Origin of the sequence: Bifidobacterium oedipodis (assembly GCF_012932425.1) — a bacterium.
GTDB lineage: Bacteria > Actinomycetota > Actinomycetes > Actinomycetales > Bifidobacteriaceae > Bifidobacterium > Bifidobacterium oedipodis.
Genome location: NZ_JAAIII010000003.1, coordinates 79,811 through 99,574, shown reverse-complemented (window position 1 = coordinate 99,574; position 19,764 = coordinate 79,811). Strand labels below are relative to the sequence as shown.

Annotated in this window: 25 protein-coding genes and 2 tRNA genes; 17 read left to right on the top strand and 10 right to left on the bottom strand. The window is 59.8% G+C overall.

Annotation, left to right across the window (positions count from 1 at the left end; all coding sequences use genetic code 11):
• Window positions 1–54: 54 nt before the first annotated feature.
• The 10 genes from G1C95_RS05400 to G1C95_RS05355 form a co-directional block, all read right to left on the bottom strand.
• The gene (locus G1C95_RS05400; protein ID WP_169171944.1) at window positions 55–366 is read right to left on the bottom strand and encodes a hypothetical protein; all 312 of its coding nucleotides are present in this window, start codon (window positions 364–366) and stop codon (window positions 55–57) included.
• Between the two features lie 93 nt (window positions 367–459).
• Window positions 460–645: a hypothetical protein gene (locus tag G1C95_RS05395; protein WP_169171943.1), complete on the bottom strand. Its 186-nt coding sequence runs from the start codon at window positions 643–645 to the stop codon at window positions 460–462.
• 3 nt (window positions 646–648) lie between these two features.
• Complete coding sequence (locus G1C95_RS05390) at window positions 649–1,188, bottom strand: hypothetical protein (RefSeq protein ID WP_169171942.1); 540 nt, start codon at window positions 1,186–1,188, stop codon at window positions 649–651.
• Between the two features lies 1 nt (window position 1,189).
• Window positions 1,190–1,951 carry a hypothetical protein gene (locus G1C95_RS05385; RefSeq protein WP_169171941.1) on the bottom strand — a complete coding sequence of 254 codons (762 nt, stop codon included), beginning with the start codon at window positions 1,949–1,951 and terminating at the stop codon, window positions 1,190–1,192.
• Window positions 1,952–2,166: 215 nt separating this feature from the next.
• On the bottom strand, window positions 2,167–2,514 hold the full coding sequence (locus G1C95_RS05380) for a hypothetical protein (RefSeq protein ID WP_169171940.1): 348 nt from the start codon (window positions 2,512–2,514) through the stop codon (window positions 2,167–2,169).
• Window positions 2,515–2,519: 5 nt separating this feature from the next.
• Window positions 2,520–2,723: a hypothetical protein gene (locus tag G1C95_RS05375; RefSeq protein WP_169171939.1), complete on the bottom strand. Its 204-nt coding sequence runs from the start codon at window positions 2,721–2,723 to the stop codon at window positions 2,520–2,522.
• Window positions 2,723–3,589 (bottom strand): hypothetical protein, encoded by an 867-nt coding sequence (locus tag G1C95_RS05370; protein WP_240947446.1) that lies wholly within the window; start codon window positions 3,587–3,589, stop codon window positions 2,723–2,725. Before G1C95_RS05370 ends, G1C95_RS05375 begins: the two co-directional genes overlap by 1 nt.
• A gap of 109 nt (window positions 3,590–3,698) precedes the next feature.
• Window positions 3,699–4,100 (bottom strand): hypothetical protein, encoded by a 402-nt coding sequence (locus tag G1C95_RS05365; protein WP_169171938.1) that lies wholly within the window; start codon window positions 4,098–4,100, stop codon window positions 3,699–3,701.
• A 188-nt stretch (window positions 4,101–4,288) separates the two neighbouring features.
• Complete coding sequence (locus G1C95_RS05360; protein ID WP_169171937.1) at window positions 4,289–4,516, bottom strand: helix-turn-helix domain-containing protein; 228 nt, start codon at window positions 4,514–4,516, stop codon at window positions 4,289–4,291.
• A gap of 419 nt (window positions 4,517–4,935) precedes the next feature.
• Window positions 4,936–5,091 (bottom strand): hypothetical protein, encoded by a 156-nt coding sequence (locus G1C95_RS05355; protein WP_169171936.1) that lies wholly within the window; start codon window positions 5,089–5,091, stop codon window positions 4,936–4,938.
• A gap of 485 nt (window positions 5,092–5,576) precedes the next feature.
• Here G1C95_RS05355 and G1C95_RS05350 point away from each other — a divergent pair.
• The 17 genes from G1C95_RS05350 (at window position 5,577) to G1C95_RS05270 (ending at window position 19,587) form a co-directional block, all read left to right on the top strand.
• Window positions 5,577–5,650, top strand: a tRNA-Trp gene (locus G1C95_RS05350).
• A gap of 54 nt (window positions 5,651–5,704) precedes the next feature.
• A tRNA-Lys gene (locus G1C95_RS05345) sits at window positions 5,705–5,778 on the top strand.
• Window positions 5,779–5,885: 107 nt separating this feature from the next.
• A complete protein-coding gene (locus G1C95_RS05340; protein WP_169171935.1) occupies window positions 5,886–6,227 on the top strand; it encodes an HNH endonuclease in 342 nt (113 codons plus the stop codon).
• Complete coding sequence (locus G1C95_RS12540) at window positions 6,200–6,724, top strand: recombination protein NinG (RefSeq protein WP_240947445.1); 525 nt, start codon at window positions 6,200–6,202, stop codon at window positions 6,722–6,724. Before G1C95_RS05340 ends, G1C95_RS12540 begins: the two co-directional genes overlap by 28 nt.
• 76 nt (window positions 6,725–6,800) lie before the next feature.
• Window positions 6,801–7,190: a phage terminase small subunit gene (locus G1C95_RS05330; RefSeq protein WP_240947444.1), complete on the top strand. Its 390-nt coding sequence runs from the start codon at window positions 6,801–6,803 to the stop codon at window positions 7,188–7,190.
• Window positions 7,191–7,195: 5 nt separating this feature from the next.
• On the top strand, window positions 7,196–9,133 hold the full coding sequence (locus G1C95_RS05325; RefSeq protein ID WP_169171933.1) for a hypothetical protein: 1,938 nt from the start codon (window positions 7,196–7,198) through the stop codon (window positions 9,131–9,133).
• Between the two features lie 22 nt (window positions 9,134–9,155).
• Window positions 9,156–10,784, top strand: a complete 1,629-nt coding sequence (locus tag G1C95_RS05320) for a phage portal protein (protein WP_169171932.1) — start codon at window positions 9,156–9,158, stop codon at window positions 10,782–10,784.
• A complete protein-coding gene (locus tag G1C95_RS05315) occupies window positions 10,784–11,884 on the top strand; it encodes a hypothetical protein (protein ID WP_169171931.1) in 1,101 nt (366 codons plus the stop codon). Before G1C95_RS05320 ends, G1C95_RS05315 begins: the two co-directional genes overlap by 1 nt.
• Window positions 11,885–11,899: 15 nt before the next feature.
• The gene (locus G1C95_RS05310) at window positions 11,900–12,508 is read left to right on the top strand and encodes a hypothetical protein (protein ID WP_169171930.1); all 609 of its coding nucleotides are present in this window, start codon (window positions 11,900–11,902) and stop codon (window positions 12,506–12,508) included.
• 12 nt (window positions 12,509–12,520) lie between these two features.
• A complete protein-coding gene (locus G1C95_RS05305; RefSeq protein ID WP_169171929.1) occupies window positions 12,521–13,159 on the top strand; it encodes a hypothetical protein in 639 nt (212 codons plus the stop codon).
• A 172-nt stretch (window positions 13,160–13,331) separates the two neighbouring features.
• Window positions 13,332–14,396 (top strand): major capsid protein, encoded by a 1,065-nt coding sequence (locus tag G1C95_RS05300; protein ID WP_169171928.1) that lies wholly within the window; start codon window positions 13,332–13,334, stop codon window positions 14,394–14,396.
• A 14-nt stretch (window positions 14,397–14,410) separates the two neighbouring features.
• A complete protein-coding gene (locus G1C95_RS05295; protein WP_169171927.1) occupies window positions 14,411–14,839 on the top strand; it encodes a hypothetical protein in 429 nt (142 codons plus the stop codon).
• 14 nt (window positions 14,840–14,853) lie between these two features.
• Entirely contained in the window at window positions 14,854–15,396 is a 543-nt protein-coding gene (locus G1C95_RS05290) for a hypothetical protein (protein ID WP_169171926.1), read from the top strand.
• Window positions 15,384–15,722, top strand: coding sequence for a hypothetical protein (locus G1C95_RS05285; RefSeq protein WP_169171925.1), 339 nt, complete (start codon window positions 15,384–15,386; stop codon window positions 15,720–15,722). Before G1C95_RS05290 ends, G1C95_RS05285 begins: the two co-directional genes overlap by 13 nt.
• A 2-nt stretch (window positions 15,723–15,724) precedes the next feature.
• A complete protein-coding gene (locus tag G1C95_RS05280) occupies window positions 15,725–16,213 on the top strand; it encodes a hypothetical protein (protein ID WP_169171924.1) in 489 nt (162 codons plus the stop codon).
• Between the two features lie 75 nt (window positions 16,214–16,288).
• The gene (locus tag G1C95_RS05275) at window positions 16,289–17,161 is read left to right on the top strand and encodes a phage tail tube protein (RefSeq protein WP_169171923.1); all 873 of its coding nucleotides are present in this window, start codon (window positions 16,289–16,291) and stop codon (window positions 17,159–17,161) included.
• A 164-nt stretch (window positions 17,162–17,325) separates the two neighbouring features.
• Window positions 17,326–19,587, top strand: coding sequence for a hypothetical protein (locus tag G1C95_RS05270; RefSeq protein WP_169171922.1), 2,262 nt, complete (start codon window positions 17,326–17,328; stop codon window positions 19,585–19,587).
• Window positions 19,588–19,764 lie beyond the last annotated feature (177 nt).

Sequence of the window (19,764 nt, the reverse complement as noted above, 5' to 3'; positions counted from 1 at the left end):
AAAGGGCCACACCAAAGTGCAGCCCTCACAAAACCAATAAAGACAGTGAAACGATCAGCGTTTCACCAGACGGCAGTCGTCCACCCAATCCTCCCAGCAAGGCACAAGAGCCGACGCGACATCACCCACGGTCAGCTCGCCATCATCATATTCAGCGGCCAACACGGGCGGCACCTGAACCTCGGCACCGGTCGAATCATTCACCAGCACATACCGCTGCTTGCCCGTATACTCGCCCTTGAACCAATGCGCCCAAGCGCTCTCGCCCTTGCCGCACACATCACAATAAAAATTGCCCGTCAAACCACACTCGATACGCGCGGGAACATCCCCGCACATCTCGGTCTCAACAGCAATACCAGACATGACAAAACCTCCGCTCGATTAAACCGAATTGCTAATTCCCAGTAAAAACAGGCGGACAGCCACACAACAAGTATAACCGCCCGCCAACAACTCTCAGAACAATGCTTCGGTGACGGCCTTGCAAGGCAAATCCACCGAACCCACCAGAAAATCCAGCAACGCGCTCGTGGTGGGCGGCACCGCCTCACGAACACGTTTCACATTCGACTCAGTAGCCGCAAAACCGGCACGCTCCAAAGCATTCACAATGCTCACGTCGTTCACGGTGATAGCCGCCATGGCTCACCACCACCTTTCATAACCATCGGCAAACAATCGCTTGCACTCGGCAATCACCCAACGCTGACCATGACGGGCGAACCTGGCGCACAAAGAATCATCCTGAACACACAGCATCACCGGCCAACGCATCCAAGCCGGTAGCATGTCCAACATCCGTTTGACAGTCGCCAAATCGAACACCACCGGCCCATAAGTGGTGTCCGTTGTGGCCCACTTGCCGTCAGGATGATACGCGCACGTTTCATCCATCCATTGGTTCATGCAGATCACGACGCTCAGCCAGTCCAGCTTGCCCATGCTCTCAGGCGAGTAGTCACGTCCCGCCACCGCTATGGCACGGAACTTCACCACGGGCCATTCCTCAAGCTCATATGCCGCTGCTACGTCATCCGCCAACGGCTCACCGTAAACCAACAACGTTCCACGAATGGACACGCCATTGAATTGCTCAACGGAGATATTACTCACCCGCAACGGTTTTTCCGGGTATGCGCCCAATTGCGCCGGACGCGCCGTCAGCCAGTATTTGCATTCACTCATTTCATGCTCCCAGCTCGAAACCAATGGACTTGACATAATCGGCAACGCGCGCCTCTAGCTCACTGTCGCCGCCCTGATACGTTTCACGCCATGCGACAACGCACTTCGTATCATCGTGCGCGACATACACCAGCTTGCGGCCCTTGGCATCCCGAAAATGCTTCGGACGCTTAAACCCCTGAAGCTCGGGCAACTGTTTTGCCGGGATCATCGCCGGAACCGTGCAACGAACCGCCGCCTTATTATTGACAGTCGGCGGCACTTCGGGTATCTCAGCCGTAACCGGCTCCGGCTCAACAGGCACACCAGACAGTTCCGAAGAAACATCACCCAAATCAGAGCAATCATCCAAGCAATCACCCTTGGCGACAACCCAACGCGCCGGAACCGTGTACGCCACGGTATCCGCCGAAGCGTCAACCGTCTCGCCCGGCACAAGCACCCAACCGGACTCGCCATCATCAGCCTGACCATTCAGCATCGCACGCGGAAACGGCAGCTTCGGCAGTTCGCAAAGCTGCTTGCTGAACCCGTCCGGCTGCTGCACACAGCTCCACCCTTGTGATTTGAGCACAGCCAAGTATCCGGCGAAACCATAATCACGCAACTCGTTGAGCAGATCGCCGCGCACGTCACGCCACGTGTAGGATTCGAAGTCCTCGAACAATTCCCAAAGCTCAGACCTTTTATCCGAACCATTGTCGCGCGCCCACAACACGCGCGTATTATCTTGGTTCACCCAAAAACCGGTTTTCGCAACCATGATCGATCAGCCTCACTACTTGTAAAAGATTCAATGAATAACGTGCGGCGTATTATCAACCCCGCCGCACAAAGGGCACTCACGTTATTTGAGGGTGACGCGCCACTTGGCACGCCCATAACGCCTGACATCAACAGCATGACCATGCGCTTCAGCAAAGGACGCATAAGCCACGGCAGTCGGATAACCCGACACCACAAGACTCTCAGGCAGCATCAACGCCCACCGTCCTTCAGCATCACCCCATACGGGTCAAGCTCAGCCAACAGCGCACGATACGCGGCCACGACGGCACCCGGCGCATAATATTCACGCCCGACATTCCACCCACCATCGAACGAATCACGATAATCACGCAACATGCCGCGCATGACAGGCACCGCGAACGCACGCGACACCACCGACCTATGCCAGTCCTGATCGAACCTATCCGCAGCAACCCAAGCATCACGCGCCGCCATCGAATCGAACACGCGAACGCTGCACACCGGCGTGGTGCCATCATCCGCATAGTACATGCCGACGCCCTGCGGCCAATAAGCCGCATACCAACACCTAGCCATAATCATCAAACCTCGCTCTCGTAATACGCCCGACATTGGGCCACGCTTGTAAAAGGACTGCTGCCGTCCATGACGGTAGCCTTGCAATAATCAACAGGCCCGACCACGCCAGACCATGCGAACAGGAACGCCGCCACAATAAGCACCATGACGGCGATACGACCATTGCGACGCCTACGCCGCTCCACACGGGAATGACGCGGCACCATCACAGCTCCGAACTGAAGATAACGGCACCATCGACCAGCACATAGGACGCGCCAACACCATTACCCACAGCAGCGCCATCCCAATAGCACACCGATTGATAACCGTCGGCGGTAGCACCGTCTTCAACCTGGCATTGCGGGATATCCGCATACGCGGGCCATGCGACGCCTTGATATTCCTCATAGCCGCCGAACTCGGAAACCCACCAATTCCACTCAGCCTCACTCATTGCCGACGAAACCGAAGCAACAGGAGCCGGGACAACCGGCTGAACCGGCGCAGCGGACGGCTGAACAGGCTGGACTACAGGAGCATCAACAGCGGTGGACTGGGCAACCGGCGCAAAAGATTCAACAGGAGCCGGCGCAAGCATCGAATCCACCAACTCTTGAACCTCACCGAACCGTTCGCCAAGCAGCGCCTCACGCTCCATGCCGTTCCCGTACTCGCCACTGATCACGGCAGCAGCAAGGTCGGCAACGGTCGGCTCCGGTTCCACGTCGGCACGCTCAACCCACGCACCATCCCGATAATCCCACGCCGACACCACCATGCCATCAGCCGCCTGAACATACGACACGTCCGTAAAATCACCGCCTTCGGCGTCCACGTCACCGAAGAACCGGCACATGCCATTCAACGGCACCACGTCACTATCCCCGTACATGCAAACCGGCAGCGACATGTTATCGGCCTTCCACGCGGAATACGCGTCAACCGGCTTGCGTTCCGGCTGAGGCACGCTCACACGCTCCGAAACCGAAGCGCTGGGCTCCGGCTCCGAAGCCACGTCATTGTGACCACCACAAGCGGACACGGAAAACACCATCACGGCCGCGACAGCGGCAGCAGCAAACCTACGCATTTTAGATACACTTCTCCCAGAAAAATTAAGATTGAATGAAAAAAATTGATTGATTGAACGCCCGAACGGGCAAGAAGCGGGGATTAAGCGCCCCGCGACGCCATAAAAATCAAGCCACACCCTTAAGGCGCGGATAACGAATCACCTGGAACGCGAGACGCGCCGCCTGAGAAAGCGCACGCGCCTGCATATCAAGCAACGACTCACCACCGAAACCCATGCTCGCGTCATGCCCAGGCCTGTTATAACGCTTCAGCTCACTAGGCGTCATAAGCCAGTTGTCAATATCCCCGTTATAAACCAGCCCACACCCGCCATAACTGTACTCGCGCCAATTGGCGGCACCACTCAACAAGGCGGCTTCGATGTCACCACGCGAAGCATCACCCGGCAACGCCTCGAAAAGATCATTGTCCGACACAAGGTCGATGGCGAAATCCCTCACAGCGCACTTCCACACGCTACGCGCCGGCAGTGATTCAAGCCGCCGCACAATCTCGACAACATCCATGATTACCTCACTTACTTGTGAGGCGTGATACGATAGACCACGCCTCACAGATTAGCTAATTCCAGTATTTGTAGGGCAATGCAAACGCGGCTAGAGGTACCAGCTCCAGCCGCGTTCTTTATTCATCACCCCTTAGTGCGCGCCACGTCCCATAAAGAAACGTCACGCGCTTAAGGGCACACACAGTCTTACGACTTGTTTTCTTTCGGACTCTCCGTAGAGTCCTCACGGTAAAAATTAAGCGGGTTGCTGACATTAAGCGCTTTGCAAAGAGCGCGCGCAGTATCAAGAGTCATATTGCCAATAGGCTTTCTGCCTACCTCATAATCGGATAGGCGCGGCTGACTAATACCAGCCCTTTTGGCTACTTGCTCTTGGCTCAGCCCACGTTTCACCCTATAATCCCTAAGTCCCATCACTACCCACCTTTCTACAGGTGGGCACGATTCTACTATCAACTCAGTCGCGCGGGGCAATTCCATGCCGGAAACCGCGTCTCCATAACCGCTCGATAAGCGTTCAACCCATCATGCCGTGAGGTTGCGGCCATGACGCGAAGTAATCGCCTATGTCCTTGCGGTATCCACTCTTCATTTATCAAGCTCTCCACTCTGTCTTGCGCTCTCACCGCTTGCTTTGTGGTTGATGGCTCAATCATACATATACCAATAATGGTATGTCAAGCGGGTAGCTAAACACGTTGCAATTACTAGCATCCCTCGGCGTGTCGCAACCATCAAACCACGCCACCACACCACCACCTATGAGGACACCGACGCGGACACTGGCGGACACTGGCGGACATAGCGGGACACTGGGGGACGCACTCGATCACTCACGCCACATGCAGCACCACATGCACAGCCAGGGCACCAGTGAGCACCAGCGGCGGCGCACTGGCAGCGGCACCACCGCACCAGCACGGCAGCGTGACGGCTAGACACGGCACGCACTCGGCAGCACCAGCACCCACACCAGCGGCAGCACGCACCCACTGGCAGCGCCTAGGGCACGGCAGCGCACGGCTAGGGCACGCAACTGCCCACGGCAGCGCACGGCAGCGTAGGCGGCTGCACAGCGCCATGCACAGCGCCGCACACGGCAGCGCACACACTCACTCACGCCTCAGTCACGCGACGCGCTCACAGCGGCTACAGGCAGCGCTAGGCACGCCATGCCTACGCCTTGCCCACCTATGCCTATGCCCACACATATGCCCGCGTGATACCACGCCACAAAAACGACACGCGGATATGGGGGCTAGGGGACTCTCCCCCCGGTGGTTTCGTGGGGGCCGCTGGTCCAATGGTTTCGGACGCGAATGTGCGCTGGGGCGTTTTTGAGCTAACCGTTACAGACCATGCCAGCACCGTCGGTTTGTCTCACCGACACACGGAGCTTGTCTTACTGTTTCTGAGTAAGCTGACGCTTGTGGTTGGTTTTGGTCGGGGAGCGTAGCCAGGCTACCAACGTCATGTGCCGATAGCATAAGCAGTGCGCGCGGTCTCCAAAACCGTGAGGTGGTGGTGCAAGTCCATCGCGGTGCGCCAGCCCCATGCCACTACCTTTCGATGGTTCCTCTCTCACTCTTGGCATGGGGTTTCACCCTTGTAGCTCAATTGGTCAGAGCAGCGTCCTTTTAAGTCGCGGGTTCTCGGTTCGAGTCCGAGTGGGGGTACTAGTGTCCGGCTGCTCATGGGTTTCCCTTAAACACTGTTGCTGCCATGCCCCGGCCGGGCACGCCCCTTTACTCCTTATATATATACGCGCGTGGGGGTGATGGTCATGCAGTCGAATTGGTGGAAGTCGCAGAGGGATGCGAGGTTCAATCCGGATTGGGAGCGTACCCGCAAGAGGATTCTTGAGCGTGACCATCACATGTGCCAGTGGCCCGTTACCGATTGGAACAGTGGCACGGCGCATATCTGCGGCCGTTTGGGCAATGAGGTGGATCATAAGCAGCGGGCCGGTGAGGGTGAGCCTGATAATGATGATCCGTCGAATCTTTGGACGTTGTGTTCCTGGCATCATAAGCAGAAGACGTCCCGTGAGTCGGGCGAGGCGCGGAGGTTGCTGGGGGAGCGCAGGAGGCGTGAGCGATGGTATTCGCATCCGGCGTTCCAGTGAATGGCGTGTGCGTCATCGGCGGTTGCGGGGAGCCGGAGGTTGCCGTTGGCTTGTGCAGGCGGCATTATGACCTGACCCGTTATTATGGGATGCCTTTTGCTCCGATGATGCAGCGCATGTGCCCTTGGTGCCATGAGTGGTTCGCGCCGGGGCGTGTGACCCGTGTTTATTGTTCGGAGCGTTGCCGTGTGGCTTATTGCCGTGCGCGCAAGGCGAATCCGGCTGATTATCCGTTGCGTCCGAAGACCACGTTGTTTTCCTCACGGAAGGAGCCGGTACCGGAGAAGCCGCCGATGCGTGTGGAGTCGTTCACCGATGGTCAGGTGGTTGAGAAGTGCAATGGCTTGTGCGCCCGATGCGGGCGTCGGGTTGATTTGAATGCTTCGGGCGTTGATGGCCCGTTGTTCTGTTGGAAGGTTCCTTTGGACGTGTCGCGGGAGGCGACGTTGGCTAACAGGATTCTCGTTCACGTTGGTTGCGGGGGCGCAAAGCCCTAGCTGCTGGGCCGTAAAGGCCGGAATGGTGTGATGCGTCATGGCTGGGAATGGTCGTAGGGCAAGCAAGCAGGTTCGGATGTTGAAGCAGCCGGAGACTGCGGTTGGGCCTGAACTGCCGGCGGTGCGCCCGGATGACGGCATGGAATGGTTGCCGTTGGTGAAGCGCTGGTATGAGAGCGTGCGCACGAGCCCGCTGGCGCAGCGCATGGGTGTGGAACCTGACTGGTTTTTCGTCATGGAGACGGCCTTGCTGATGGATGACTTCTGGCGGCAGAAAAGGGGACGTAATATCGCTGCGGCTGAAATCCGTCAACGGTGCGCGATGATCGGCGTCACCCCGAAGGCCAGGAATGATCTGAAGTTCGATGCGCCGCAGGCGGATGATCTGATGGCTTCCACGGGCGCGGGGTCGAACGTCGTGAACATGGATGATTTTCGTCGGCGTCGTGAGGCCGTTGGGGGCTGATCGTCGTGCATGATGTCATCCCCGAACTGAGCGCGGAGGAACGCAGGCGCAGTCTGGGATGGTTGGCTTGGTGGTGGATCGAAACGTTCACCATCGTTGGTTCCGAACCCGTGTTCGACAAGCCGGTGCGTGAGGCACCGGAGTACATTCGCTTCTACGTTGACTGCTACGCATTGGGGAAGGATGGGCACCGCCGGTTCAACCATGTGTTCCTGTCCCGGCCGAAGGGTTGCGACAAGTCGGGCAAGGCCGCGCGATTGGCGTTGTTCGAGGCGTTGGGGCCGTGCCGTTTCGCCGGTTGGGCGAAGGGTGGGGAAACGTATACGTTCCTCGGCCAGACCTACACGTATGCGAAGGGCGAGCCGATGGGAAGGCCGATCAGCGGCCCGAACATCGTATGCCTTGCCACGGCCGAGGATCAAAGCGGCAACGTCTACGATGTCATCAAGTACAACTGCGAGCATGGGCCGTTGGCCCAGTTGCGCGGCTATGGGCTTGATGTGGGCAATACGCGCATCCTTCTGCCGGAGGGTGGCAGCATCAAGCCGGGCAACAGCAATTCGTCTTCCTCGGATGGTGGCAAGCAGACGTTCGTGGTCTGCGATGAAAGCCATTTGTGGAACGTGCCCCGCTTGAAGAACAGCTATTACACGTACAAGCGCAATCTGGCAAAGCGTTACGGCGACGCCGACCCGTGGGTGTTGGAGACGACGACGATGTACCGGCCTGGTGAGGGCAGCATCGCCGAACTGACCTACCGTACCGCGCAGGATATTCTCGCCGGACGCACGAAACGCGACCAGCACTTGCTGTTCGACCACCGGTATTCCGCGTTGGGCGTCGAAGACCTGCACGACGTGGACAAGCTCAAGCACGGCTTGTACGAGGCTTACGGTTCCGCAGCCAAACCGCCTGAACGGTGGCCGGGCGTCAGGAAACCGTTGACGTATGACTGGATCTTCGAACCCGACGGGACGATGGCCCCGGTTGACACGCATGGTTTAAGCGAACACGGTTACAAATTGTCCGATCCGGGCGTGCAGCCCGGCCCGTCGAAGGACGGGTGGGTTGACATTCGAGGCCAGATCGCGGATATCCTCGACCCCGCTTCGGATGTCGGCAACTCGGTACGCTACTACCTCAACAGCCTTACCTCCGTGAGTGACGCGTGGCTGGCGGATTCGTTGATTCGCAAGCACACCAGCTACGAATACTTGTTCACGGAGAACGCGGGCGAGGACTTGAACCAGCTGGCCTTGTGGCGTCATGTGATCGACGAGGACGATGCGATAACGCTCGGCTTCGACGGCTCCCTGTCCGATGATGCGACCGCACTGGTCGGATGCCGCATCAGGGACGGCTTGCTGTTCCTTATCCGTTTGGAGCAGAAGCCGGACGGGCCGGAGGCGGCGGACTGGCGTGTGAACGTCGATGCGTTCGACCGTGCGGCCCGTTTTATGTTGGACAACTACAACGTGAAGGCGTTCTTCGCCGACGTTGCCTACTGGCGTGACGTGATCATCGGCTGGGAAAACGATTACGCGAACCTCGACCTTGTGCCGATGCACACGAACGGCGAGCCCATCAAGTTCCATACGAACACTTGGCGGGCGGACATGATGCAGAGCCTCATGGACATGCACACCGCGTTCTCGAAGGAATGGGAACCCAGTGACGATGACGACGAGCCTGTGGTCGGTGACGTGGAGTTGATGGCAGACCCGCGCCTGTTGGCTCATTTCCGCAACGCGCGGCGCAAGGACTTCAAACAGTCAAACCCTGATGGTTCGCCGAAATACCTGATCTACAAGGAGACTCCGAACAGTCCTTTGAAGATCGATGCGTGCATGGCCGGTCTGTTGGCGTACACGGCGCGCACCCGCGTGTTGGAGTCACGGCCGAAGCATCGGCCGAGGCGAACCCATATCAGCCGCGTCTACTAGCGGCAAACCGATTGGAGGCCTGATGGCGAAGATTAAAAGCCTGGTTGTCGGCGACGATGAGCCGCACGGCGACGGTATGGTGTTGACAAGGCTTGCCAACCGGCTTCAGGCGCGCATACCGAAGCTTTGCGAGCTGAAGACGTTCTACGACGGGCGCGAGAGCATTCCGACGAAATACGTTCCGAAGAACATGAACACAACTTCGGCCGACGTGTACAGGCGGTTCGTTGACATCTGCCCAATGAATCTCGCGTCCACCATCGCCAACGCGGTCATCACCTCGCAGAACCCAATCGGCTTCCGTCTCGTGGATGACAAGAGCATGCGCTCTACGGCGGCTGATGACATGTGGGATTCCACTGGGATGAACGTGCGAGCGTTGAACATGTTCATGGACATGAGCCTGTACGGTGCCGCATATGCAATGGTGTTCCCAAGGGAGTACCCGTCGTATATCCAGCGTTTGAGCCCGTGGACTACGTCGGTGAGTCCAGACAAGGATTCCGCAGTCGTATACGATTTCGACGCCGACGAGGGCATGGAATACCTCACCTTGTACCGTCTCATCAGAGATGACAAGGGCGAGGTGGTGCGCGTGTATTCACGCACCGCCCAGCATGAGACCGAGAACCGCACGCTGTATTCCGATTCCGTTGACGATGAGGAAAGCGTGTACTCGCTGGCGAACGATGAGGATGCGAAGCTGCCTGCGCTGCCCCAGCAGTTCCAATGGGCCGGCGAGGCTCAGGATGACACGTGGGAGTTCGCCAAACAGTGCGGATGCCTTCCCGTGGTGAGGCTTGCAACCAGCACGGGCAAGGGCGTATTCGAATCGTCCTTGCGCACGTTGAGCGCCATCGACCAGCAGCGGTTCCAACGATTCTGCATCCAGGAGATGCAGGCATTCCGCCAGCGTTGGGTTTCCGGCGACATGCCCGAATATTACGCGAAAAGCGATCCTGCGGTGAAATACGGCCATGCGAGGGCCGGCGACAAGATCGACTATTCCGAACTGTTCGAGATGGGGCCGGCGGCATTGTGGCTCATGCCGAAGGACGCGAAGGTGTCCGAAAGCCAAGTGACCGACATAACACCGTTGGTCACCGCCGCCACGAGCGACATCAAGAACCTTGCCGGAGCCACAGGCACGCCGTTGTCGATTCTCAGCCCGGATGTGGCCGGCAGCGCCGAGGGCGCGAAGCTGACCACGCGAATGCTGCGCATGAAGGTACGCGACATGAACGCGCGCGCCAACGATGCGTTCGTGCTGCTGCTGCGCATGGCGCTGCTGGCAGACAGTCAGAGCGACGCCGCCGGACAAAGGTTCGAGACGATCTGGGAGCCGTTGGAGCTTCCTTCTGAACTGGAGCAATCGCAGGCTGCGGCGAACCTCAAAGGCATCATCCCGGTGAAGACCATCATGCGCCATTATCTGCATTTCACGGAGACCGATATCTCCGAGGCGATGCGCGACGCGCAGGACACTATGTTCATGCAGGCGTTGGCGAACGAAAACCGGATGCTTGAAACCTCTTCGCAGTCGCAGTCCGCTGCCACCCTTCCCGATTCTGTGAGCGACGACGAATCGTTGCAGTACGGTTCGTTCGACTCGCTGGAATCGGCCGGTGAATCGTTCGAAGAGGTGTCGTGATGGCCGACACGATCACAGCGGCCACGGCGGCATTGGAAACACAACGCCGCCTATTGGTCGATGAGTATGTGCGCCGCGCATGGAATATGTGGCAGTCGTTGACGCCGCAGGATTGGTGGAACGACGCAGTAACGCAGGGTGCCGCCGCCTACATCACGCAACAGCAGATGGCGTTCGTCAGGGCCATGCGCCGACTGGGCATCAGCTACGCGGACATCATGCTCCGGTTGGTCGGCACCACGCCGCAGGGGCAGATACCCGAATACGTGGTGGTCAGGGACAACACCGACCCATGGAAGGTCGCGTTGCGCCCGGCAGACGCCTACAGGAGTCTCGCCGTGCAACACCCGGATATTAGGCCGCGTGGCTGGGATGGTTTGGACAAGCGCGTGCAGGAGGCGGTGAACAACTGGCTTGACATGGCGCGCAACCAGTTGCAGGACAATGCCGACACCGACGGCACGCTCGCCCAGAACAGGGCCACGGCCAGCCGGTACGAGGCTTCGGGCATCAGACGCTACCGGCGTGTGATCCACCCGGAACTGTCCAAGTCCGGCACATGCGGTTTGTGCGTGGTCGCGGCCACGAACACGTTCACCCGCCCCGACCTGATGCCCATGCACAATCGCTGCCACTGTACCGTCGCACCCATCACGGAGTCAAATGATCCGGGCTTGAAGCTCAACGGCGATGACTTGCAGAAGATCTACAGGGCCGCAGCCGCCGCTTCGGGCAAGAAAGGCTACTCCACTTCCGCCGCCGACCTGACAAAGCTCAGGGTGGACGTGACCAGTAACAGTGAGCTTGGGCCGATACTCACCCGCGCCCAATCGGAAACAATCGCCGACACGGAATCGTTGGGCGAATGGCACATGCCCGACATGCAGATGACGAACGCTCAAATGCGCCGCATGTACGAGCGCGCCAGCGAGTTCAACCGGCACTACCAGATCCTCGCCGACAGCGGCAAGGACATTGAATCTTTCAGATACGACGGACGAAACTACACGTTCAAATCCGGGCCGCATCTGAAACAGGCATGGGACTACGTACGTTCCCTGCTGGAATATTCACGCGGCTGGCTAGGCCTCGCCGCCTGACATTAAGGAGAGGGCATGACCCTTGAAAATAACGCGGCCACCGAAAAGGAACCGCAGGAACAGCCGGAAAACGGCGCGAACAAGGCCATTGCCACCGACCCCGCGCCCCAGAAGCCGGAGAGTGGCAACGAGCCACAGCAGCAGAAACCTGAGGATGAAGGCGAGGGCCACACCGCCACGCCGACTCTCGAAGAGGTGATCGCCGACCGCGACAAGTGGAAGGCGTTCAGCCGCAAGAACGAGAACACATCCAACGCCAACTACAAGGGCTGGCAGGAATCCAAGGCGCATGCTGCGCAGCTGGAGGCCGAGAACGCTCGCCTTCGAGCAAAAATCGCCCACCCGCAGATCACCGATGAGGCGTTCGAGAAGCTTTGCAAGACATCGAACCCGGATGAAATCACCGCATGGGCCGAGGACTACAGCAAGGAAATCGCCAAGTTCTCGACCATGAAGGAGCCGGCGAAACCGCCCGTCAAGGAGGATGCGCTGGCCCGCAAGGTCGCCATGGGAGCTGAGAACCCGAGCGGTGCCGTCAATCCGAAACGACAGGACGGCGAAGCCTACAAGCGGGTCAGGAAGAAGCTCGAAGCCCTCAAACCAAAGAACCAAGACAAGCAGTAAAGGAGAAAAGCCATGGTACAGCAGATCGTGAGCTACAGCGGCGTCGTCACCCATAAGGACGACAAGCGCTGGCGTTTCAGTGAACAGGATGGCGGGGTTGTTTCGGTGACAATCGCCCCCGCGCTGTTCAATCCTACCGATACCGCCAAGCGTGACAAGTATCTCACCGGAGTGGGAGACGAGGCCACCGTCGTGTGGATCAACAGCGGCATCCCGCTGGCCCGCGTCAACTCCGGAGAATACGAGGGACTGTTCGGCCCCTATGACCCGGATGCCACCGATGGTCGCCAGGAGAAAATCTGGGGCCTGTTGGAATCGCAGATCGAATGCAATGTCAAGTTCTCCGGCCTGACGGTCGGCGAACCGATGGTGGGCATGCGCTATCGCGGTGATATCCGCAAACGATACCTTCCCGTCATCCCTGCCGACGACGCAGTGTGGGGTGGTGATTTCTGGGATATCGACGAGGACAACACCATCATCGCCAAGCTGTCCCTGACCGAGGCTGGCGGTTCTTCGCAGGCCACGGTTCCCGACGGCTCCATTACCACGGCGAAGCTCGCCAACGGTGCCGTGACCACTGAGAAGCTGGCCGACAAGGCCGTTACTGCCGCGAAGGTGGCCGACGGCGTGATTCCGTCGGGAAAATAATCACCGGCCTGAAGTTGACCAGAGCCGACGGCTCGCCGGCGTCAGGCGACGTTCCGGCCGGAGGAAGAGTGGCGTTCAAGGCGGTCGCCACATATGAGTAACCGCCCTACCGAAATGTTCAAAGCCCGCATGGTTCCATGCGGGCTTTCGTGTATTCAAGGAGGAAAATCTGATGGCAATTGAGAAAACCATCATGCCGCCCAGTGAGGCAACGGAGATTGCCCAGGCTGGTTTCGACAGCGTTCACGACATCCTTCCCATGTCGAAGGTGTTCCCGATGAAGTCCAACGAGGGCCTGTGGGTCGTTGACTGGACTCCGGTGATCCCGAACCAGACCACGGGCCGTATGCACCGTCGTGCGCTTGACGCCGAGGTCGGCCACACTTCCAGCCAGACGAGCACCGCTTCCGCTCACACCGAGCTGATCCCGCTGTCCGGTATGGATCACATCACCGAACGTGATATCGCCCGCCATCCGAACGACAAGGAATACATTCGCTCGAAGGCCGAGGACGGTTTCATTGGCTTGGGCCGCAAGGCGGCTGTGACCATCGAACTGGACTGCATCGACGCGCTGATGAACGGCAAGCTGTCCGTCAAGGACTCCGGCATCAACGTGGAGGCTGACTTCCAGCGTCCCCGCAACCAGCACAACCAGGCTCCGGCCGGCGGCAAGCTGTGGAGCGACGTTACCGCAGACGTGCAGACCGACGTTGAGGAATGGGTGAAGGTCATTCGCAAGAACAAGGGCCGCATCCCGCACGCCGTGATCACCACAACGAAGGTCATCGACGCGTTGCGTCTGAACGAGAACATTCGCCGCGAACTTGCCCAGGTCACCAACCTTGACTACGCGAGCCCGAAGCTGACCCGCCAGCAGGTCATCGGCTATCTCGCCACGCTCGGCCTGACCGACGTTCGCATGATCGATGAGATCTACGAGAATCTGGAACTTGACAACGGTTTCAAGATGGAGGTTGACACCACCACCCTGATCCCGGATTCCACGTTCGTGATGTTCCCCTCGTTCAATGATCCGCTGCTCGGTTTCACCGCAGACGGCCCGACCGCCGAAGGCCAGGATGACGAGTATGGCATCAACAAGACCGTCAACGATGGTCTTGTCGGCGTGCTGCTCTCTCATACGGCCCCGGCGAATTATGACCTGTGGGTGAACGGCACTGCGCTGCCTATCCTTCAGGAGGCCGTGAGCACGTTCAAGGCGAACGTGCTGTAACCGGGAGGCTGGGCATGGCTGATGTGAAAAGCATCGACTGGTTGAAGTGGATGCGCGTCAACCTGCTCGACCAGCCCGGCCTTTCCGACCGTTATCCGGTGGAGTGGATCCAGTCGCGTTGCCGCGTCGCCGCCGAAATGGCGTTGACCTCGTCCAACGCGGCCGCTGTCCGACTCGCTTCCGGCGACCTGTCGGAGGAGACGTTCGCCTACGTGGTGTGCGCGATGGTCATTCGCGTGATGCGCTATTCGACGCTGAAAAGCGAGTCGAACGGCGTCTACCAGTACGAGCGCAGGGATGACCAGTCGAATCCGCCCGGCTATGACGCCAGTCCGAACCTGTACGTGAGCAAACGCGAAAAGCAGTTGCTCGACGGATACGCGGAGGGGCGCGGCCCAATAGGCACGGTAGGCATGGGCGTGAACCGCATCTACAGCATGTAAGACCGGAGGTTGCGATGGCCGATAGCGAAGAGTTGAACCTGAACAACCTGTATGAGGGCGTTGACGTGAACACTCTCGGCGGCGGCGGCTTGTACGACGGCGTTGCCGGCATAGTCGAAAAACATCCCGACACGCTCCTGTACAAGGACACGATCATCGTGCAGCAGGGAGGAATGCTGCGCACCGATTACGGGACATGGTATTTCCAGACGGGCGACCCCGCATACTGTTTGTGCAGCGTGGAGGAACGCACCCGCAAGCAGGCCGTGTTCAGCGATAACTGGGCGCAGGATACCACCCCGTTGGATCAGGGCGGCCTGTCGGAAAAGTTCACTCTGACCATCGCCGCGCCGGAATGGCATGGCGACATCAACACGGTGCTCTGGTATGAGGGCAACCTGTACGAGGTCGATGGCGCTCCGAGCAACCTTGATTCCGGTTCAAGCATGGTCAACCATTGGGAGATTCAGGCCAGGCGCGTGATGGTGGACGAGTTCTCGCCCGCGCACGTGCCGCCCCCGGCAGTACCGGAGGGTTCGCGCACATGGGGTACGTGAGGCTCAAACGAGACTACCGGTTGCAGATACTGCACCGGTTCGGCGCTCCCGCAGCAAGGATGACGGCCGAGAGGATCGCCGCAAGGGCGAAAGCCTTGGCCGACGCGCGCGCCGTAAGCAAGAGCGTCGCCGGCGACATTTCCATCAGCGTTCACGCGCACGGCCTGCATTACGCGGTCGTGTTGAACGTTATCGGCACGCAGACGGTCGGCCGTCAACGGCATGACCAGATCGCCTCCCACTTGGAGTTCGGCTACTGGAACGTGTGGGCTGATAGGTGGATACCCGGCAAGCACATCATCAGGGACGCGGCAAGGGGGTTCTAATCATGGCGGAAGTCGTTCACGCGAGCCTTGAGACCGTGTTCCCCGAAATCACCGAGGGGTTGGATGCGAACCATCTCATAGGCGAACTCCTGCGCCGCGAATACCCGTACCGGCCGGAGGAATCCGGCACGGTGCTGGTGTTGAGCGGCTATGATCCCGGCACCGATGCGAGTTTGCAGTCGCATGACCTGGTGATCTTCGAGGTCGGCGAACCCGTGCAGGTTGACGGGAACATGCGCGCATGGGTGTGGCGTTTCCCGTTGACGTTGAACGTGTTGGGCATGAACCCGGAGCGAGCCGCCAAGATCATGCGTCATCTGACCCGTGTGGTCGCCTCGTGGGCGTTCAACGGCACCGTTCCCGATGTGGGTGCGATCAGCCGCGTGGTGGAGAACCCGGTGGGGCATCGTCGCTCGTCCGACCTGTCAACCAGCAAAAGGGTCAGCGCGTGGGTTTCCGACAAGGTTCTGGAAGCCCATTCGCCGCACTGACCCTCCCGTTAATCAAATGATTTTTCATAACCCCTCAAACGGTTTGAGGGGTTTTCTCATATGCAAGGAGACATTATGTCCGTGAATCTGAAAAGCGTGATGCAGCCGCTTCGCGGCACCATCTTCACCGCTCCGGCCGAAACCGAGCTGCCGGACGATCTTACCCAGTTCGCCGACCTGACCGTTGAGAAGGTGGGCGATTGGGTGAACCTCGGCCACACGTCGAACGACAACAAGATCGAGTTCTCGTTTGATGGCGGCGACCCGGAGGCCCTTGCCACGTGGCTGATGGACAACGCTCGAACCCGCTACTCCGATTCGACGCTGACGTTCACCGGCAACGCGTTGCAGGGCGACAAGGACACCGTCAAGCTGATCTACAACGGTTGGGAGGCGTTGGGCGGCAGGATGATCGTCGCCACGCTGAACAAGCGAGCCGTGGATATGGCGTTCCTCGTGGTTGCGAAGGATACCGCCGAGAACATCACCATGGGCCTGTACCTGCCCAATGTGTCGTTCGCGTTCAACGGTCTGCCGAACTTCACCGGCGATAATTTCGCGGAGTTCGGTTTCACCGGCAGTGTGAAGGCGTCTTCGAGCCTGCCGCGCGGCCCGAAGGGCGAGCAGGGCACGTGGGGTCTGATCGTGCCGGAGGCGTTCGTGCCGCCGGTCGCCGTGACCGGTGTGACCGTAGCCCCGACTGCGGTGAGCGTGGAGGCCGGCAAGACCGCCACGTTCAACGTGACCATCCAGCCGTCCGACGCCACCGACACCGGTTTCACCCTGGATGGCGTTGACGAGACGAAGTTCACCACGTCGATCAACGGCAAGACCGTGACGGTTACCGGTGTGGCGGAGACCGAGAACGCGGTGAACGTGACCGTGAAGGCCAAGGGCGACGAGACGAAGACCGCCACGGTTGCCGTGACCGTGACCCCAAAAGCGTGACCGGCGTGCGCCTCGCGCTGGCGGGGGGTGGTGAGGTTCCCGCTGAAATCGCTGCGGGAGGACGCTTGTCGGTGCGATTGTTCGCCCGATACTAACGACGGAACAGGGGGCTGCGTGTTTCTTGCAGCCCCCCCCCCTAACTGTTTTTCGAGTTTAAGGAGTGGATGATGGTTGAGGAAGATGTGACCGATCGTGCGGAATGGTCGGTGACGGGCGGATTGACGCCCGTGGAAGGAAGCCCCGGCGATTACACGGTCAGCGAGGACGAGGGTGACGTGACCCTGAGCGGCATGTTCCAGGGCGTATCGGATACCGCCAAGCTGCGCATCGTCGGCACCTTGGGTGAATTGAACGTTACCGCCACTGGTGTGGAGGGCGCGCAGCACATCGCAGTGACACCCGCTGCCGCCGCGAACCGGCTGCGCCTGTGGCATGTTGACGACGCGGGTAAACTGCCCGACGTGCGCTATGGCACGGTGCTGGCGGCGAACAGCAACTGGCAGACGCTGACGAATGACGACGCCCTGTATGGTACGGCCGGCCGAGTCATCACCATTGTTGACGTTGATTCCACGTCCCGTAAGGCGCGTGCCAAAGGCAGCGCAACCCTGCCAGCACCCTTGTATGGTGCGTTGACCGTTACCGCCACGCCGCGTTTGGGAGGCCAGACCTTGGCCGTCGCTGAGCCGGTGGGCGAGGGCCTGATGCGCCGCTACAAGCTCAGCAGCGAGGCGTTGGAGCTTTCCTATGATCAGGTCTGCGCGATAGATGATGGCTGGACTTCATGGCCTGAAAACGGTCAGATTGTGGGCACCGAAGGCCAGACGGCGACGGTCGTGGATTGCACCGTGCAGGGTGCGAACCTGCGCAAGGCCGGGAGTGTGGCGTTGCCGGCTGCTGTGAGCGCCGACCTTGAATATGATGCGCAGGCCGGCGAGTGGACGAACTGGCAGAACTATTACCTGGCTCGCCGTGACGGCAAGTCGTATGGTGTGCAGAAGCCGACGTGTGCGGCGTCGAACGCGCCCGACTGGACGAAGACCGGCGCGAACGCGAATATCGCGAACCCGGTGGCCTCCACGAACGATACCGCCGGCGATGACCCGTACCAGCAGATCAACCTGTTCCATAATCTTGAGGTGAACCTGACCGTTGACGAGGACGGTGTGCCGCATGTGACCGCCATCAAGGGCATGGTCAAGCCCGGCACCCAGGCTGACGGCTTCTCCCGTGACGGCTCAGCGGGTGACGTGTTCATCATCGCGCCGCCCCTATGGTACAAGTTCACCATCGCGGACAATGCGGAATCATTGGACTTGTCGGACTCCCCGCTGGAAGGGTATACGCCGATGGAGGGCCTGACCCTTCCCGACGGCAGTTTGCGCCCGTTCCTCGCCTACGCGAAGTACGCGGCCAGCCGTTCCGACGCCAATCCGTTCGCTTCGGTGTCGGGCGCGTTCACCGATAACTGGTTCGGCAGCACTGCCAACAACCGCAGTGCGGCCACGGCGAAGGGCGCGGGCTGGTCGGGCCGAGTGCAGGCCGACACGTTCTACGTGCAGTGCATGTATCTGGTGAAGTATGCGACGAACCAGATCAACGATTTCGGCGGCTGCATGACCTACAACGCCACCGCGAAACTGACCGCGGCCATGGCCGCGTCGAACCGCGTGCCCGTCGCCGCCTCCGCACGCGGCTCCTATTATGTGGGCGGGCGTGTGACCGTCACCAAGCGCGCGGACGGTGATCGCGGCGATACCGGCCAGGCGGTGGCGTGGTATCGTCTCATCACCGACATCACGGTGGACGGCGACACCTGCTGGATCACGGTGGATGGCGAACCGTTCGACGCCGTGGTGGACAACGTGCTGACCACCATGCCGCCCCACACCGGCCACAACGACAATGTGCAGGGCATGGACGGCTACGCGTACGCGAACGTCAACAAGCGTTTCCAACCGGTATTGCTCCAGGGCATCGAACTGTTCTGCGGCCGTCTGGAGACCGACGTGGACACGATAGTGAAATCCGTGAAAGACTCCGACACGCAGGCCCACGCCGAACTCTGGCGCTGCTGGGATGTCGCGGGCCAGAATGACACGGGCGAGGGCATGGAGAAGGTCGGCGACTATCCCGCCACCACGAAGCTCGATGCTTCCGACAACTTCTACCTTGAGGACATGACCCTCTCCAAGGGCGTGTTCGTACCCAACGGCCGTTCGGCTACCAGCACCACCGGCCTAACCGACGCCATGTACACCAACCCCGGCACCGGCAACACCTACGCCAACCGTCGCTTCGGCGCGCTCTGGAACGGGGTCGAGGCCGGTTGGTTCTTCGTCTACGCGAACAGCGGTCTGTCCAGTACCTGGTGGCTCTACGGGGGTCGCCTATCCGCGCTGGGCCGGTCGAAGGCGCACGCCTGAGACCGGTGGGGGTGAGCGAAGCGAGGGGGCCACGCCCCCTCCCAGCGCCCACTATGACAACAATTCTTGGGATTTGTGGTCGCCCCCGTGGGCTCCGCTCCGGGTCGTCGCTTCGGCACGCTCAGGAACAGGGACAAGGCCGGTTGGTTCTACGTCAACGCGAACAACGGTCTGTCC